General features: G+C 72.2%; 17 protein-coding genes. 6 read left to right on the plus strand and 11 right to left on the minus strand.

The window, feature by feature from the left end:
- The first annotated feature begins 62 nt into the window (after positions 1-62).
- A complete protein-coding gene (locus tag IEZ20_RS31170) occupies positions 63-764 on the plus strand; it encodes a hypothetical protein (protein ID WP_189304856.1) in 702 nt (233 codons plus the stop codon).
- Positions 765-810: 46 nt separating this feature from the next.
- On the opposite strand, the gene IEZ20_RS31175 is transcribed toward IEZ20_RS31170, so the two are convergent.
- The 4 genes from IEZ20_RS31175 to IEZ20_RS31190 form a co-directional block, all read right to left on the minus strand.
- Positions 811-1,638, minus strand: a complete 828-nt coding sequence (locus IEZ20_RS31175) for an alpha/beta fold hydrolase (RefSeq protein WP_189304858.1) — start codon at positions 1,636-1,638, stop codon at positions 811-813.
- A gap of 185 nt (positions 1,639-1,823) precedes the next feature.
- The gene (locus tag IEZ20_RS31180) at positions 1,824-2,549 is read right to left on the minus strand and encodes a peptidylprolyl isomerase (protein WP_189304860.1); all 726 of its coding nucleotides are present in this window, start codon (positions 2,547-2,549) and stop codon (positions 1,824-1,826) included.
- A 238-nt stretch (positions 2,550-2,787) separates the two neighbouring features.
- On the minus strand, positions 2,788-3,036 hold the full coding sequence (locus IEZ20_RS31185; protein WP_189304862.1) for a hypothetical protein: 249 nt from the start codon (positions 3,034-3,036) through the stop codon (positions 2,788-2,790).
- Between the two features lie 95 nt (positions 3,037-3,131).
- Complete coding sequence (locus tag IEZ20_RS31190) at positions 3,132-3,518, minus strand: holo-ACP synthase (RefSeq protein WP_229896366.1); 387 nt, start codon at positions 3,516-3,518, stop codon at positions 3,132-3,134.
- A 462-nt stretch (positions 3,519-3,980) separates the two neighbouring features.
- On the opposite strand from IEZ20_RS31190, the gene IEZ20_RS31195 reads away from it, so the two are divergent.
- Complete coding sequence (locus tag IEZ20_RS31195) at positions 3,981-5,762, plus strand: AfsR/SARP family transcriptional regulator (RefSeq protein ID WP_189304867.1); 1,782 nt, start codon at positions 3,981-3,983, stop codon at positions 5,760-5,762.
- Positions 5,763-5,820: 58 nt separating this feature from the next.
- Here IEZ20_RS31195 and asnB read toward each other — a convergent pair whose 3' ends face one another.
- Positions 5,821-7,704, minus strand: a complete 1,884-nt coding sequence (gene asnB / locus IEZ20_RS31200; protein ID WP_189304869.1) for an asparagine synthase (glutamine-hydrolyzing) — start codon at positions 7,702-7,704, stop codon at positions 5,821-5,823.
- A 96-nt stretch (positions 7,705-7,800) separates the two neighbouring features.
- Complete coding sequence (locus IEZ20_RS31205; RefSeq protein WP_189304871.1) at positions 7,801-8,223, minus strand: DUF6069 family protein; 423 nt, start codon at positions 8,221-8,223, stop codon at positions 7,801-7,803.
- Between the two features lie 126 nt (positions 8,224-8,349).
- Here IEZ20_RS31205 and IEZ20_RS31210 point away from each other — a divergent pair, with 126 nt between their 5' ends.
- Together IEZ20_RS31210 and IEZ20_RS31215 are read left to right on the plus strand one after the other, a co-directional pair.
- Positions 8,350-8,853: a MarR family winged helix-turn-helix transcriptional regulator gene (locus tag IEZ20_RS31210; protein ID WP_229896355.1), complete on the plus strand. Its 504-nt coding sequence runs from the start codon at positions 8,350-8,352 to the stop codon at positions 8,851-8,853.
- A 102-nt stretch (positions 8,854-8,955) separates the two neighbouring features.
- Positions 8,956-9,957: a beta-ketoacyl-ACP synthase 3 gene (locus tag IEZ20_RS31215; protein ID WP_189304873.1), complete on the plus strand. Its 1,002-nt coding sequence runs from the start codon at positions 8,956-8,958 to the stop codon at positions 9,955-9,957.
- 76 nt (positions 9,958-10,033) lie between these two features.
- Here IEZ20_RS31215 and IEZ20_RS31220 read toward each other — a convergent pair whose 3' ends face one another.
- From IEZ20_RS31220 to IEZ20_RS31240, 5 genes are all read right to left on the minus strand, one after another.
- Positions 10,034-10,354, minus strand: coding sequence for an antibiotic biosynthesis monooxygenase family protein (locus tag IEZ20_RS31220; RefSeq protein ID WP_189304876.1), 321 nt, complete (start codon positions 10,352-10,354; stop codon positions 10,034-10,036).
- On the minus strand, positions 10,351-10,662 hold the full coding sequence (locus tag IEZ20_RS31225) for an antibiotic biosynthesis monooxygenase family protein (RefSeq protein ID WP_189304878.1): 312 nt from the start codon (positions 10,660-10,662) through the stop codon (positions 10,351-10,353). Before IEZ20_RS31225 ends, IEZ20_RS31220 begins: the two co-directional genes overlap by 4 nt.
- Position 10,663: 1 nt before the next feature.
- Entirely contained in the window at positions 10,664-11,413 is a 750-nt protein-coding gene (locus IEZ20_RS31230) for an SDR family NAD(P)-dependent oxidoreductase (RefSeq protein ID WP_189304880.1), read from the minus strand.
- A gap of 65 nt (positions 11,414-11,478) precedes the next feature.
- Positions 11,479-12,528, minus strand: coding sequence for a methyltransferase (locus IEZ20_RS31235; protein WP_189305004.1), 1,050 nt, complete (start codon positions 12,526-12,528; stop codon positions 11,479-11,481).
- Positions 12,529-12,604: 76 nt separating this feature from the next.
- Positions 12,605-13,051: an anthrone oxygenase family protein gene (locus IEZ20_RS31240; RefSeq protein WP_229896356.1), complete on the minus strand. Its 447-nt coding sequence runs from the start codon at positions 13,049-13,051 to the stop codon at positions 12,605-12,607.
- 247 nt (positions 13,052-13,298) lie between these two features.
- Here IEZ20_RS31240 and IEZ20_RS31245 point away from each other — a divergent pair, with 247 nt between their 5' ends.
- Together IEZ20_RS31245 and IEZ20_RS31250 are read left to right on the plus strand one after the other, a co-directional pair.
- Positions 13,299-13,733, plus strand: coding sequence for an anthrone oxygenase family protein (locus IEZ20_RS31245; protein ID WP_229896357.1), 435 nt, complete (start codon positions 13,299-13,301; stop codon positions 13,731-13,733).
- A gap of 16 nt (positions 13,734-13,749) precedes the next feature.
- On the plus strand, positions 13,750-14,490 hold the full coding sequence (locus IEZ20_RS31250; protein ID WP_189304886.1) for a SchA/CurD-like domain-containing protein: 741 nt from the start codon (positions 13,750-13,752) through the stop codon (positions 14,488-14,490).
- Positions 14,491-14,588 lie beyond the last annotated feature (98 nt).

Genomic DNA, 14,588 nt, shown 5'->3' on the forward strand with positions numbered 1-14,588 from the left:
GCCCCACTGGCCTCGCACTCGCCCTGTGAGCGAGCCCACGGCGGGGCTGGCAGACTGGATCCGTGGTTCCGCAGACGGTCGCGGCGGATCGGATCGCGTCCTCATCGCTGACCGGCGCCAGTGTGGTGTCAGTCTGCGCGCTGCTCTTCACCGTCGCGTCGTTCTGGTGGCTCAACGCACGGCAGGGACGCCTGCAGACGTGGGAACCTCATTCCTTCGCGGCCGTCGTCCACGGTTCCACGGCACGCCTACGACTGCCTCTCGTCCTGCACAACACCGGTCCCAAGCCGATCGTCGTGCAGGACCTCATCCTGACCTTCCCCGATGAGCCCGCCTCTCATCTGCCCCTCCTGTGGAGGTCCTCGCCGTCCCGGCTCCAGCCGGGGCCGGACGAGGAGGCGACGCTGCCCGCCGGATTCGTCGTACCCGGCAGAGAAGCGCAACAGCTCTTCATCGAGTTCGAGGCACCGTTTTCCGGAATCCTCCCGGAGGCCCGTGACTACAAGGCCCAGATACAGGTGCGGGTCGGCCATCGCACGGGGTGGCGCCCCCTGCTGACGTTCACCTTGAGGGCCGCCAACATCATCGATCCGGACCGCTACACCGTCTACAAGAACGCACCGGTCGAGCTGACCAAGGAGGACCGGAGGAGAGCGGACGCCGCGCTTCTCGAACTGCTGCAAGAGCACGGGGACGGCTCCCCTCCGGGCGGCGGGAGACAGGGGGACCCGCCCGATGACGGCGACGCCGGCACAAGCGGCTGATGCCCGAGTCCGGCGAGCGAGGCCTCGCGGCCGGCGGGGCCGGCTTCTACTTGCCGAGGAATTCCAGCAGGTCCCGGTTGAACCTCTCCTTGTCGCCCGGCACCATCGCGATGCCGTGGGAGCCGCCCTCGTACACCTTCAGCTCGGCGTCCGGGATGATCCGGGCGGACTTGCGGCCGGTGGCGTCGACGGGCACGACCTGGTCGTCGTCGCCGTGCACCACCAGGGTGGGGATGTCGAACTTCCTCAGGTCGTCGGTGAAGTCGGTGTGACCGAAGGCGTCCACGCACCGCACGCCGCCTTCGACGGTCTGCGCCATCGCCATGTACCAGAAGGCGTCCTTGTTGCCCTGGGTGACTTTGTTGCCGGGGCGGTTGGCGGAGAAGAAGCCCTCCGCGGTGTCCTTCCAGAACTGGGAGCGCTCGGTGAGGAGGCCGTCCTTGAGTGCGTCGAACACCTCGTCCGGGACGCCCTCGGGGTTCTCGTCGGACTTGGTCATCACCGGCGGGATGGCGGACAGCAGCACCGCCGAGCGCAGGCGCCCGGTGCCGTGCCGGCCGATGTAGCGTGCGAGCTCGCCGCCCCCCATGGAGTGCGCGACCAGGGTGACGTCTCGCAGGTCGAGGTGGGTGAGCAGGTCGTCGAGGTCGTCGGCGAAGGTGTCGAAGTCGTAGCCGTCCCAGACGGGCGTGGAGCGTCCGTGGCCGCGGCGGTCGTGCGCGATTCCGCGGTATCCGGCGTCGGCGACGGCCTTGAGCTGGTCCTGCCAGGCGTCGCCGTTGAGCGGCCAGCCGTGGATGAACACCACGGGACGTCCCCGGCCCCAGTCCTTGTAGAAGATCTCGACACCGTCGCGGGTGGTGCAGATGGGCATGAGGCCTCCGTTGGCGCGGCTCCGGCCGTACGTGGGCAGACCGGGCGGAAGAGAGAGGTGTTCCGGCACCCGCTTGCCAGCGGAACGCATGCCCGCACCGGGCGCAAGCGTCGGCCGCCGGATGGCCTACATGACGGTGTGGTGCCGGCCCGCAGCCGGCTCCCTGGTGACCGCACCGCAGTTCGTCAGGGCCGGCAGGACGGCCGGACGCCGAGCAGTTCAGTCCTCAGCACAGGCGTGCCGTCGACAGGCGCGGGGTCCTGCGCGGTCGGCTCGATACCGCCGGCAGCGATCTTGTCGAGCGTCTTCAGGCCGGCGGCACCGACCGTGCCGAACACCGTGTAGTCCGGTCGCAGCGCGGAGTCGCCGTAGACGACGAAGAACTGCGAACCGTTCGTGTCCGGGCCGGCGTTGGCCATCGCCAGCAGACCGCGCCCGTAAAGGCGACGGACACCGGTCGGATCGCTCGGTGCCGGCGGCAGGTCCACCGGCAGCTCGTCCTTGTACGCGTACCCCGGCCCGCCCTCGCCGGTGCCGGTCGGGTCGCCGCACTGCAGGACCTTCAGCGTCGGATACGCCGTCAGCCGATGGCACACCGTACGGTCGTAGAACCGGTGCCGCGCCAGGTGCACGAAGCTCTGGACCGTGCAGGGCGCCTTCGCCCGGTCCAGACGCAGCGGGAGGGGGCCCTGGCTGGTCCGGACGGCCATACCGACCGTGCCGTGACCGGGGGTGTGCCGCGGGTCGGGCGGCAGGGGAACCGGCCGCGCCGCCGGCTCGTCCGGGGTCCGGGTGTACTGGCACGGACCGTGCGTGGCTCGCGGCGGGGCATCGTCGGCGGAGGCGGTGGTGCTGCCCCCGGACACGACCAACGCTGCTGCCGCCACCGCGGTCATGAGAGCTCGGTTCATCCCGCACACCCTCCAGAAGATCGCCGGACTTCGGAACGGTCGCAGCCTAGAGTGCGGCCCGGCGGGCGAGAACCCGCCCGCAAGCCACATCCGCCCCGGCCTCCGGCCCGCTGCCCCGGGCCCCGCCCACGCAGGGCCCCCACCGAACGCGCGCTTTTGCGGCAGCGAAGGCTGCGGCTGTTGCTCGCCGGCGTCGGCCACACGGCCGGGGGAACCCGCCGAGGTCGCGCGAAGCGCCTCAGAAACGCTCGATGAGCTGGTTCCAGGCGTGGCGTTCGGCAGGGGTGAGGAGTGCGTCGGCGCCTGTGCGCGCCGCTTCCCGGCCGGGAGCGGGGAAGTCCGGCCCCGTCTCGCACGGGTGCCGTCCGGTGCCCAGCACCGCCGCGAGGTCGGCGGGCGGCATCGCGCCGTGGTAGGCGCCGAGGGCGAGCAGGCCGTCGACGGCGGTGGTCCAGATGCTGCGCAGCAGGCGGCGGACCCGGTGCATGGAGGGCCTCCGGTGGCAGGGGCGGTGGACGGGGAACAGTCGGGCGGATCCGGCGGGGCGTCGCTCCGCCGGGCGGCAGCGGCCGCGACCTGGGCCTATGCCGCGGCGACGACCATCGCGGAGGCCATGTCGCCGTCGTGGGTGAGCGAGACGTGCCACGCCCGCACACCCCGCTCGCGCGCGGCCCGCAGGACGGTGCCGCTGACGTGCACGACCGGCTCGCCGGCCGGGCCGGTGCGGATCTCGGCGTCGTGCCAGCGCAGTCCGCCCGGGCTGCCGAGGGCCTTGGCGATGGCCTCCTTGGCCGCGAAGCGTGCCACCAGGGACGCGGGAGGGCGCGGGGCTCCGCTCGGCAGGAGGCGTTCCGCGGAGGTGAACAGCCGCTCGCCGAGGGCCGGATGGCGTTCCAGGGCGCGGGTGAACCGGCTGACCACAGCGATGTCGATGCCGACCCCGACGACCCGCGGCGGGCGGCGGGGCACGGCGGGCGCAGCGGGAACCAGCCGGGCCAGGCACCGTCCGGCGAAGGGCAAGAACTCGCCAAGCAAACCTTTACGGACGGCGCCGCTGACAGGATCAGTTCGCATGGGGGGAGCATGCCTGCGCCGGCTCGACCCTCGCTCGAGAGACCGGATCGCCGGGAGAAGGCCGTCCCGCAAAGTTTCTACCGTATTTGGCATGTATATGCTAGAATCACATACTTGCTTTACCTTCATCTACACCTTTGAAGCTGCAACGGAGCCGCCCGGCGCCCAGACCATCGGCCGCGGAAAGAGGTGTGTGCCGGCCGCAGACATGTGCCTAGGTCGAGTTCAGCTCAAGCGTGCGTCGAGCTGGGCGCAGCACCCTCACGAACGCATTGCATCCAGCCTGCAAGTACGACACGGGGAGGGCTAGTGCTTCAGATAGAGCTGCTTGGAACTCTGCAGGTCAGAAACGGCGATGTGAACGTCACCCCCACCGCTCCGAAGGTCCGCCAGGTCCTCGCCCTGCTGGCACTTCGAGCCAACACCACCGTGCCCCCGCACCTGCTCATGGAAGAGCTCTGGGAGGAGCACCCCCCGTCCAGCGCGGCGACGACGCTGCAGACGTACATCTACCAGCTGCGCAAGCTCCCCGGTCTGTGCTCGCAGCGACAGGACGACACGGCCGGCACCGGCGCTCTGCTGACCACCCCCGGCGGCTATCGCCTGCTGCTGCCGTCCGAGTCGCTGGACGCACAGCGCTTCGGTGCACTCGCCACCCTCGGACGGCAGGCCATGGAGAGAGGAGAGGTCGCCGAAGCGGCCGACCTCCTCAAGCGGGCCCTCGCCGTCTGGCGGGGGCCCGCTCTGGATGACCTGTCCCCCGGCCCCGTCATCGGCATAGACGTGCTGCGGCTCCAGGAGCAGCGGTACGAGGCGCTCGAGGGACGGATCGACGCCGATCTGCAGATGGGCAGGCACCATCAGCTCATCAGCGAGCTGACCGCGCTCACGGCCGACAACCCGACCCGGGAGAGCCTGCACACCAAGCTCATGCTCTGCCTCTACCGCGCGGGTCGCCGTTCGGACGCGCTGGACGTCTTCCAGCGGATCAGGGAGACCCTCGTCCGGGAGCTGGGGCTCGAACCGTGCTCGGCACTGCAGCGGCTGCACCAGCGCGTGCTGGCCGGTGACGCGGCCCTCGACCTTCCCGGAGGGCGGATCCTGGTGTCCGGCGGCTCCCCCAGCACGCCTCCCGTCACCATGCCTCCGGCCCCGCGGCTGATCGGCAGGGAGGCCGAACTCCGGTGCGCCGAACGGCTGCTGTGCCAGAGCGGGCGGGCGGGGAACACCCCGGGCTGCGTCGCCGTGGCCGGGCCTCCCGGCGTGGGAGCGACGGCCTTCGCCGTCCACCTCGCCCACCGCCTCGGTGACGCGTTCCCCGACGGCAGGCTGTACACGTCGCTGAACGGTCCGGACGACGTCTCCTGCGTCCACGCGGCGCTCGCCGACCTGCTGGAGGCCGCCGGACTCGAGCGCGCCAAGCTGCCGTTCCGCGTCGACGACCAGGCCCGCCTGTTCAAGGAGTGGACCGCCGACCGCAAGGTGCTCGTCGTCGTGGACAACGTGGCGGCCGCCGCGCAGATCACCCCCCTGCTGCCCGCCGACAGCGGGTCCGCCCTGGTCGTGGTGGGCCATCGGCGGCTGCACGGCAACCAGTTGACCGGGCGGGTCCACCTGCGCCCGATCGACCGCCGGCACTCCCTGGAACTCCTGCGGGCCGCCCGCGCCGAGCACCCGCTCGGCGACGAGGCCGAGTTCGACGTCCTGCTGGACCTGCTCGGCGACCTGCCCGGGCCCCTGACCGACGCGGCGGGCCTGCTGATGCGCAGACCGCACTGGTCCGCCAAACAGCTGGCCGACTGGCTGTGCCGGGACCGGGGCCCGGTCATGCCGTGGCCGCACGCCTACCCCTTCCACCCGGTGAGCCGCCGCTGCGAGCAGCTGCTGCCCGAGCTCCGGGACGCGCTGGCCGTCATCGCGGGAGAGCCCGGGGAGAGCCTGACCGTCGAGCACGCGGCCATGGTGCTCGACAGGAACGCCGACGACACCGAGGAACTCCTTGAGGAACTCACGGAGTTCTTCCTCCTGGAGGTCGAGGTGGCCACCGACGCCTCCTCCACCCGGCCCTTCCAGTACCGGCTGCCGCCGCTGGTGCGGGCCGCGCTGCGCCCCGGGCTGGTGCGCACCCTGGCGGCCTGAGCACTGCCGCACGGTTCAGAGGGGGCCCTCTGAACCGTGCGGCGCGGCCGTCACGCGGTCACAGGTCGAGACCGTCGCCGAGTCCGCGCAGCCAGGTGTTGATCTGCAGCACCATCTCCACGTTCATGCGGTGCAGCCAGTCCTGGCCGGCGGCTTCGCCCTCCCGTACGACCCGGTGGCTCGCCTCCAGGTCCAGCAGGGCCCGGACCGGCGCCTCCCGGTCGGCCAGCACCTCGGCGAACTCCTGGTGCAGGGCCTTGGTGTAGGTCGCGTCCTGGCTGACCGGGAAGGGTGCCTTGGGGCGCTCCAGGACCCGCTCGGGCAGCAGGTCGCGGGCCGCCGCGCGCAGCAGGCTCTTCTCCCGTCCGTCGAAGGTCTTCATCTCCCACGGGATGTTGTACGCGTACTGCACGAGCCGGTGGTCGCAGAACGGGACCCGCACCTCCAGGCCGGAGATCATGCTGAGCCGGTCGTTGCGGTCCAGCAGCCGGGGCAGCCAGTGCGTGAGGTGCAGGTGGCACACCTCACGGGCACGACGGCTCTCGTCGCTCTCCCCCGGCAGCCGGGGGATCTCCGCCATGGCCTGCGCGTAGCGCTCCGCGTAGTAGCCGTGCATGTCCAGCCGGGCCTTGAACGCCGGGGACAGCAGGCCCTGGCCCAGTCCCTGCCGGGTGCCCGGGTGCCACTGCTCGAAGGCGACCCACGGGAACTGCTCCTCGTCGGCCAGTGAGGGGATGTGCACCCAGTTGTAGCCGCCGAATATCTCGTCGGCGCTCTCCCCGGTGAGCGCGACCGTGGAACGCCGCCGGGCCGCGGCGAAGGCCTGGAAGGTCGAGGTGTCCATGTCGCCGAAGGGGGCGGGCACGTCCTGGGCGCGCAGGACGGCGCGGCGGGCTTCGGGGGCGATGAGGTCCGCCGTGGTGAGCTCGATCTCCCTGTGGTCGGCGCCGATGTGCTCGGCGACGGCGCGGGCGTACGGCGCGTCCGGGGCGCTGCGGACCAGGTCGGGCTGGAAGTTGTCGCTGTAGCCGCCGTACGTCACCGTGGTGGTGCGCACCGGTGAGCCGCTGCCCGCCAGGACGCGGGCGGCGAGCGCCGCGACGGCGCTGGAGTCCAGTCCGCCGGAGAGCATCACGCTCAGCGGGACGTCGGAGACCAGTTCGCGCGCGACGCTGTCCTCCAGGAGTTCCCGCACCCGGCCGACGGTGGTGTCCAGGTCGTCCTCGTGCGGGCGGGCCTCCAGGCTCCAGTAGCGGCGCAGCGAGAGCCCGTCGGGCCCGTAGGTGAGGGTGTGTGCGGGCGGCAGGTCCGCGAGGTCGCGGTAGACGTTCTCGCCGGGCGCCCTGGCCATCGAGAACAGCACCCGCAGCCCGTCGAGGTCGACGGTGCCGCGCACGTCCGGGTGGGCCAGGACCGTCTTCGGTTCGGAGCCGAAGACGAGGCCGCCGGCGGTGCGGGCGTAGCACAGCGGCTTGATGCCGAAGCGGTCGCGGGCGAGGAGCAGCGTCCGGCTCCGGGCGTCCCAGACCGCGAACGCGAACATGCCGTGCAGGCGCTCGGCACAGCGTTCGCCCCACTCCAGGTAGCTGTGCAGCACCACTTCCGTGTCGCTGCGGGTGCGGAAGCGGTGGCCGCGGCCGGCCAGCTCCGTGCGCAGTTCCCGGAAGTTGTACACCTCGCCGGAGTAGGCGAGCGCGACCGTGTGCCGCTCCCGGGCCCCGCCGGAGTCCGTACCGTCACCGGGCTCGCCGGTCATCGGCTGACGGCCGCCGGTCAGGTCGATGATGGCCAGCCGGGTCTGGACGAGGGTGGTGTGCGCGTCCGCCCACACCCCCTGGTCGTCAGGCCCCCGGCAGGCCATCGTTCCCGCCAGGGTCTCGGCGAGTCCGGGCGCCCTGCCCGGCCGGCCGTCCGCGACGGTCCAGCCCGCGATGCCGCACATGGGAGTTCTCCCTCCGTGGCGTGTGAGGTCACTGCTCCCAAGCTCCCGCCCGGCACTCGAATCCGCTTGGAGCGGCGGTGGACCAGGGCCGGGCTCTCAGGACGTACGGGCGCCGAGGCGGAAGGCGGGGATCACCACCGCGCCCACGCCCAGGTGCAGCAGGACCAGGGAGACCCGGTTGCCCGCCGACAGGCCCTGGGCGAACAGCGGCGCGAAGAGCGACAGGACCAGCACGCCCACGGCCACACGGGTCCAGAGGGTGCGTGCCCGGGCGGAGCGCCGTTCGAGCAGGGCGAGCAGGCCCCAGCCCAGCAGGGCCACCACGCCGGCGGCGACGGCCGCCGTGGGAAGGGTGAGTTCGCTGGTCTCGCTGGAGCCCGGGCCGTCCGGGGTCCGCAGTTCGACGCCGAAGACGGAGTCGGCGAGGACCCACACGAGGATCGCGACGACGACCGCGGCGAGCGTCGCCAGGGCGCGCACCCGGACCGTGCCCCGGCCGGCCTCGGAAGATGTGGACATGGCAGTACTCCCCTGTTCGCCAGAGAGGATCCCAATAACATGTCGATGACAAACATATGCTATCAGCATTCAATTGACCTGCGCCAGGGGATGCCTCGTGGACTTATGTGCGGTTAGCCTTCAACCGTGACGAAAAACGACACCCTTCCCACCGGCACGCACATCGATCCGGCCGTACTCGACGCCGTCGAACGGGCGATGGTGCGCATCCGACGCCGGCAGTCCCGCGGCAGCCTGGCCCGCCCCACCGTCCAGGGCATGCCCCAGCCGGTGGAACTGCCGACGCTCTCCGTCATCGACGCCGTCGACGCGGGCGGCGGCGAGCACGGCGGGGACGTCACCGTGGGCGTCGTCGCCGACCGCCTCGCCATCGATCCCTCCCGGGCCAGCCGGATCGTCGCCGACGCGGTGAAGTCCGGTTACGTACGGCGGGTCGCCTCCCAGGAGGACGGCCGGCGCAGCTGCCTGGAGCTGACGGCGGCCGGCCGCGAGGCGGTCGAGGCCGCCCACCGCACCCGGCAGCGCTTCTACGCCGAGGTGCTCGGCGACTGGGACCCCGAGGAACAGGCCGAACTCGCCCGGCTGCTGGGCAAGTTCGTGGACTCCCTCGACAAGGCCCGGCGCTCCTGAGCGTCGCCCCACCGCTGTCCACCGCCCTTCGAGCCTGCTTCGAGCCCGCCCGGCGACGGTTTTTCCGCCCGGGGCCCACTCGTACGCAGTGAGAGGACAGCCATGACAGCGATCCGTGACACAGGGGTGCTGCGCCACAGCCGACTCCTCGGAGTCGGCGCCTACCGCCCGGAACAGTCCGTGCCGAACGAGATCGTCGCCGAGCGGACCGGTCTCGACCCCGGCTGGATCGAGCGCCGGTCCGGCATCCGGTCGCGCCGCTACGCCTCCGCCGCCGAGACACTGCCCGTGATGGCGGTGTCCGCGGCCGACAAGGCACTCGCCGCTGCGGGCGTCGCCCCGGACGAGCTCGACGTGGTCATCGTCGCCACCATCACCTCCATGGAGCAGATGCCCGCGGCCGCCGTCGAGGTCGCCCACCGCCTCGGCGCCACACGGGCCGCCGCGTTCGACATCTCCGCCGCCTGCGCCGGGTTCTGCCACGCCCTGGCACTCGCCGGCGACCTCGTCCGGCTGGGCAGGGCGGAGCACGTCCTCGTCATCGGCGCCGAGCGGATGACGGACATCCTCGACCACTCCGACCGCGACACCGCCTTCCTCTTCGCCGACGGCGCCGGCGCGGTCGTGGTCGGCCCGTCCCGCGAACCCGGCATCGGCCCCGTGGTCTGGAACGCGGACGGCTCGCGCAACGCGGCCCTGAAGATGAGCGCCCCCTGGCACGACGGAACCGGTGAACGGCCCGAGGAGCGGCCCGTCATCACCATGTCGGGCTGGAAGGTGTACCGCTGGGCCACGACGGAACTCGTGCCCGCCGCTCAGCGCATGCTCGACCTGGCCGGCGTCACCGTGGACCAGCTCGACGCGTTCATCCCGCACCAGGCCAACATGCTGATCACCGACCACGTCGTCGACCAGCTCGGACTGCCGGAACACACCGCCGTCGCCCGGGACATCGTCCACAGCGGCAACAGCTCCGCGGCCTCCATCCCACTCGCCATGGACGAGCTGCTGTCCAGCGGCAAGGCGCCGAGCGGGGGCCTGGCCCTGCTCGTCGGCTTCGGGGCGGGACTGGTCTACGCGGGGCAGGTCGTGCGCCTGCCCTGAACGCCCCGCGCGCACACGGCGGTGCCCGGGAGGACTCTCGCGTCCTCCCGGGCACCGCCGTCTCGTCCCGCGTCCGTCAGTGCCGTGCGGCGACCTCCAGCAGAGCGAAGGGCAGCGACCGCTCCCGGTCCTGGTAGGGACGCAGCGGGGAGGTCGTGCCCCGGTGCGCGGAGCCCGACTCCCACCGGCGGAAGGCGTCCAGGCTCTCCCATTCGCTCAGCACGGCCCACCCGCCGGGCTCGGTCAGGTTGCGCAGCAGCTCGTTGCCCAGCAGACCGGGGGTCGCCGCCAGGTCCTCGCTGATGCGGTGATAGGCGTCCTCGATCCCCGGCTCGTCCGTCTCCCGGGCCCGCAGGTACAGCATCACGCGCACCCGGCCCGCGCGGCCGGCCGTCATACGCCCCTCACCAGGTGCATCATCGCCAGCGAGCCGCCGGCCCGGAACGGGTGGAGCTTCTCGCGGTGCGCGATGTGCTCCGGGCTCTTCTCGAAGGCGAGGAAGGAGTCCCGGTCCGTCCAGTCGCTGACCACGAAGTAGACCGACTCCTCCTGAGCGCTGCGGGCCAGCGTGTGGCCGAGGTTGCCGCTCTGCGCGGTGACCTCCTTGCTGCCCTCCTCCCAGGCCCTCTCGAACTCCGCCTCGGTGCCCGGCCTCACCCGCACGGTGAGCAGCACCCGGAAGGTGCCCGCCTGCGCCGACGCCATCTCAGACGCCCCCGTCGACGTGCAGGGTCTCGCCGTTGACGTACGACGACAGGTCGCTCGCCAGGAAGAGCACCGCACCGGCGATCTCCTCCGGCCGGCCGAACCTGCCCAGCGCCATCATGCGCAGGTAGCGCTCGTTGTAGTGGGCCCGCTGCTCCTCGGACAGTTCGTCGGGCTCGGAGGTGTCGATGACGCCGGGGGCGACCACGTTGAACCGGATCCCCTTGCCGCCGAGTTCCTTGCACAGGCTGCGGGTCAGGCCGACGAGGCCCGCCTTGGACGCGGTGTAGTGGCTGCGCAGCGGGATGCCGGCCATCGCCCCGCGGGAGCCCACGTTGATCACCGACGATCCGGAGCGCAGCAGCGGCAGCGCCTTGCCGATCACCATGAACGGGCCGGTGAGGTTGGTCGCGATGACCCGCTCCCACTCCTCGACGGGCAGTTCGGCGAAGGGGATGTGGCTGATCACGCCCGCGTTGTTGACCAGCACGTCGAGGCTGTCGAAGCGGTCGCGCACCGCCCGCAGGAGCTGCTCGACCCCCTCCCGCCGCCCCACGTCGGCCTTCACCACGGCGTGGTCGCCGCCGATCTCCTTCAGTTCGCGGGTGAGACGTTCCACCGCCTCGCCCTCCTGCCGGTAGCAGGTCACCACCTGGGCGCCGGCCCGGGCCAGCGAGAGCACGACGGCCCGCCCGATGCCCCTGGTGCCGCCGGTGACCAGCGCCTTCTTTCCCGCCAGTTGCAGATCCACGTCTTCCTCCGTCACTCGTCGGGGATGTCCGTCACTCGTCGTGGCCTTCGCGTGCGCCGGCCGGTTCAGCCGGTGCCGGCCGGGCGGCACTCGAGCACCGCCCAGCGGCCGGGTACGGGGTCGTTCACGAGCTCCAGCCCGGCCGCCGCCAGCAGGGCGCGCCACTGCTCCTCGTCGCGCTCGCGGCCGCCGAAGCGGAGCATCATGTCCAGGTCGAGCAGCTTGCCGCGGTCCCACCGGCCGGCCGGCCCCACCAGGAACTCGCAGATCAGCAGCCGTCCGCCGGGCCGGTCCGCCAGTGCCTCGCGGATCCGGCCGAGGATGCGTACGGCGTGTTCGTCGTCCCAGTCGTGCAGGACGGCCTTGAGGACGTAGGCGTCCGCGCCGGGCGGCAGCGCCTCGAAGAAGTCCCCGGCCACCACCTCCGCGCGGTCGGCGACGCCCGCCGCGTCGAGCAGCTTGCCGGCCTCCTCCGCCACGGCGGGCCGGTCGACGAGCGTGCCGGTGCTGCCGGGGTGGCGCTTGAGGACCTCGGCCAGGAAGTAGCCGTGGCCGCCGCCCACGTCGGTGATGCGGGGGAAGCGCCCGAAGTCGAAGCCGTCCAGCAGCATCGCGGTCGTGGCCCGGCTCATGCCGGTCATCGCCCGGTCGAACAGGGCGCCCGTCCGCGGGTTCTGCTCCAGGTGCGCGAAGAAGCCGTGCCCGAAGACGTCCTCGAAGGCGGGCTCGCCGGTGCGCACGGTGTGGATCAGCCGGCCGTACGAGCGCCACATCACGTCGTCGCCGTTGTAGAGCACCATGTCCCGCTGGCTGCCGGGGACGTCGGAGCGCAGCGCCTGGCTGAGTTCCGTCAGGCCGTACCGCCCGTCGGGTGCCTCCTCGAACAGGCCGAAGGCCGCGGCCACGCGGAGCACCCGGCCGAGGCTGTCGGTGTGGGCGTCGGTGCGCGCGGCGAGCGTGGGGACGTCGAGCGGGCCGTCCGCCAGTTCGTCGGCGATGCCGAGCTCGGCGACCACGTGCAGTACGCGGGAGATCCGCGTGCCGTCGGTGAGCAGCAGCAGCCGCACATGGGGTGGCAGCGCCCCTGCCATCGGCGGGCCGACCACGCCGGTCATTGCGTCCACAGGGTTCTCCTGGTTCTTCCGGGGACGGGGGTGGATGAGGAGACCGTCAGAACGGTCTGACGGGGCATCACATCAAGGTGGCGGCCGCGCCGACGTTGACGACCAGCGCCGACACGGCCAGCGCGCCGCGCACGCGGTTCCAGCGGATCCAGCGCTCGCGCGGGTCGCGCGCGGCGAAGTCGGCCGGCAGCCGCCGGGCGTCGAGGGTCGACAGCCAGCGGTTGATGGGGACGTTCTTGGTGAGCGACACCGTCATGGCGCTCGCGAGGAGCACCGCCGCCAGCGCCGCGAGCACCCGGACGACCGCGTCACCGCCGGGCAGGGCGACCAGGGCCACGTCGCACAGCAGGCAACTGAGCAGCGACACCGGCATGAACGGGTCGAAACGGGTCACGAGGCCCTGGTGGACCGGCACGTACATGCTGGTGGGGAGGGTCGTGAAGAGCGGTGCGGCGAGCACCGAGACCGACAGGCCACCCGCCGCCAGGCCGCCGGCGAACAAGGCCAGGGGCATCAGAACGTGCGTGGGCTGCAACGTGGTCACCTCCGACATGGCCGCCGCCCGGCGCGGCGAACTGGTGTCACGACTCTCGGAGCCGCCGGTCGAAGAGGACTCGACGGCGGCTCGACGCCCGGCGGTGCCCGGCCCCGGCGCCGGTTCGTTGAGTGCCGCTCCACGGCGCATCGAGCCGGGCGGGCCAGGGTGACGGTCGACAACCCACTGCCGTTCGGAGTCGTGATGCTTCGTGTTTGCTGAACAAGTGCTCACCGGGACGGTGCTCGTCGGAACGGGCACCGTCACCGGGATCTTCGTGGCGGTGGCGGTGAGCGTCGCCCCGGCGATGGCGGCCATGGAGCGCGCCGACTACCTGCGCGCCCATGCGCTGCTGGGCAAGGGCTACCACCCGCTGATGCCGATCCTGGTCAACGTCGTCACCCTCAGCGGGTTCGCCCTGGCGTGGCTCGCCGGGCCGCCGGCCCGGTGGCTGTTCCCCCTGGCGTCGGCGCTGCTCATCGGGGTGCAGGCGGTCTCGCACCTCGGGAACGTCCCGATCAACCGGTCGCTGGGCGCGCTCGCCGCCGACGGGCCCTGGCAGGATCCGCGGCCGCTGTGGCGCGCCTGGCACCGGCTGCGCACCGCCCTCGCGCTCCTCGCACTGCTCACCGACACCGTCGCGGTGCTCGCCGCCCGCTGAAGAGGAAGGAAGCCGCATGCCACTGGACGCGATCACCTACCGCGTCAAAGCCGGTCACGAGGACCGGCTCATCGAGGTGTTCTCCCCGCGCAACTTCACCCGGGTCGACTCGCCCGTCATCAGGGACGCAGGCGGCCGGACGGTCGGGATGCTGCTCGGCACGGGGCTGTTCGTGCAGGGCGAGACCCTGGTGAGAGTCATCCACCACGACGGTGTCCCCGCGGCGCAGATCGCCCGCCACATGTCCGTGCAGGAGGGTGTGCGCGCGGCGGAGCGGGCGATCCAGCCCTGGCTGACCGAGCCGCGCGACACCGAGACCGAGCAGGGCTTCCGGGACCACTTCCACCGCAGCCTGATGCTCGTGCTGGAGCAGGACAGTCCCGACGAGCGGCCGGCGGCCGGCACGGTGGCGTTGCGCTATCCGCTGCGCCCCGGGGCGGGCGCCGAACTCGCCGACGCCCGGGACGTCCGCGGCCGCGGCACACCGCTGCGGGTGTCCCCCGACCACCCGACGATCGTGCGCACCGCCCTGTTCCTGCAGCAGGACACCTTGGTGCGGGTGGTCCAGTACGACGGCCACCCCTACGACGTCGTCGGCTACCTGTCGGACCGGTGCCACGGCGAGAAGGCCGAGGCCTGGCTGGCGGACTACCTGCTCGACCCGAGCCGGCCCGTGGACCCGGACGCCTACCTGGTCCGCGCGCACGAGCAGGCGATGACGTCCATCGCGCACATGTCGGTCCTCGGCGTGGAGTGAGACCCGGGCCGCCCTCGACGACGCGGCCCCCAGCGCACGGGCGATGACGAAGCCGCCGCCGGGTCCGGGACCCGGCGGCGGCTTCCGCCGTGGCGGAC

The organism is Streptomyces cinerochromogenes, assembly GCF_014648635.1.
GTDB classification, from domain to species: domain Bacteria; phylum Actinomycetota; class Actinomycetes; order Streptomycetales; family Streptomycetaceae; genus Streptomyces; species Streptomyces cinerochromogenes.

Excerpts from the sequence above, each read along its gene's own strand:
- IEZ20_RS31185 (WP_189304862.1), bottom strand. The coding sequence starts at position 3,036 with ATGCACCGGGTCCGCCGCCTGCTGCGCAGCATCTGGACCACCGCCGTC.
- IEZ20_RS31180 (WP_189304860.1), bottom strand. The coding sequence starts at position 2,549 with ATGAACCGAGCTCTCATGACCGCGGTGGCGGCAGCAGCGTTGGTCGTG.
- IEZ20_RS31240 (WP_229896356.1), bottom strand. The coding sequence starts at position 13,051 with ATGCCCCTGGCCTTGTTCGCCGGCGGCCTGGCGGCGGGTGGCCTGTCG.
- IEZ20_RS31215 (WP_189304873.1), top strand. The coding sequence starts at position 8,956 with ATGACAGCGATCCGTGACACAGGGGTGCTGCGCCACAGCCGACTCCTC.
- IEZ20_RS31175 (WP_189304858.1), bottom strand. The coding sequence starts at position 1,638 with ATGCCCATCTGCACCACCCGCGACGGTGTCGAGATCTTCTACAAGGAC.
- IEZ20_RS31220 (WP_189304876.1), bottom strand. The coding sequence starts at position 10,354 with ATGACGGCCGGCCGCGCGGGCCGGGTGCGCGTGATGCTGTACCTGCGG.
- IEZ20_RS31235 (WP_189305004.1), bottom strand. The coding sequence starts at position 12,528 with ATGACCGGCGTGGTCGGCCCGCCGATGGCAGGGGCGCTGCCACCCCAT.
- IEZ20_RS31205 (WP_189304871.1), bottom strand. The coding sequence starts at position 8,223 with ATGTCCACATCTTCCGAGGCCGGCCGGGGCACGGTCCGGGTGCGCGCC.
- IEZ20_RS31225 (WP_189304878.1), bottom strand. The coding sequence starts at position 10,662 with ATGGCGTCGGCGCAGGCGGGCACCTTCCGGGTGCTGCTCACCGTGCGG.
- asnB (WP_189304869.1), bottom strand. The coding sequence starts at position 7,704 with ATGTGCGGCATCGCGGGCTGGACCGTCGCGGACGGCCGGCCGGGCAGG.
- IEZ20_RS31250 (WP_189304886.1), top strand. The coding sequence starts at position 13,750 with ATGCCACTGGACGCGATCACCTACCGCGTCAAAGCCGGTCACGAGGAC.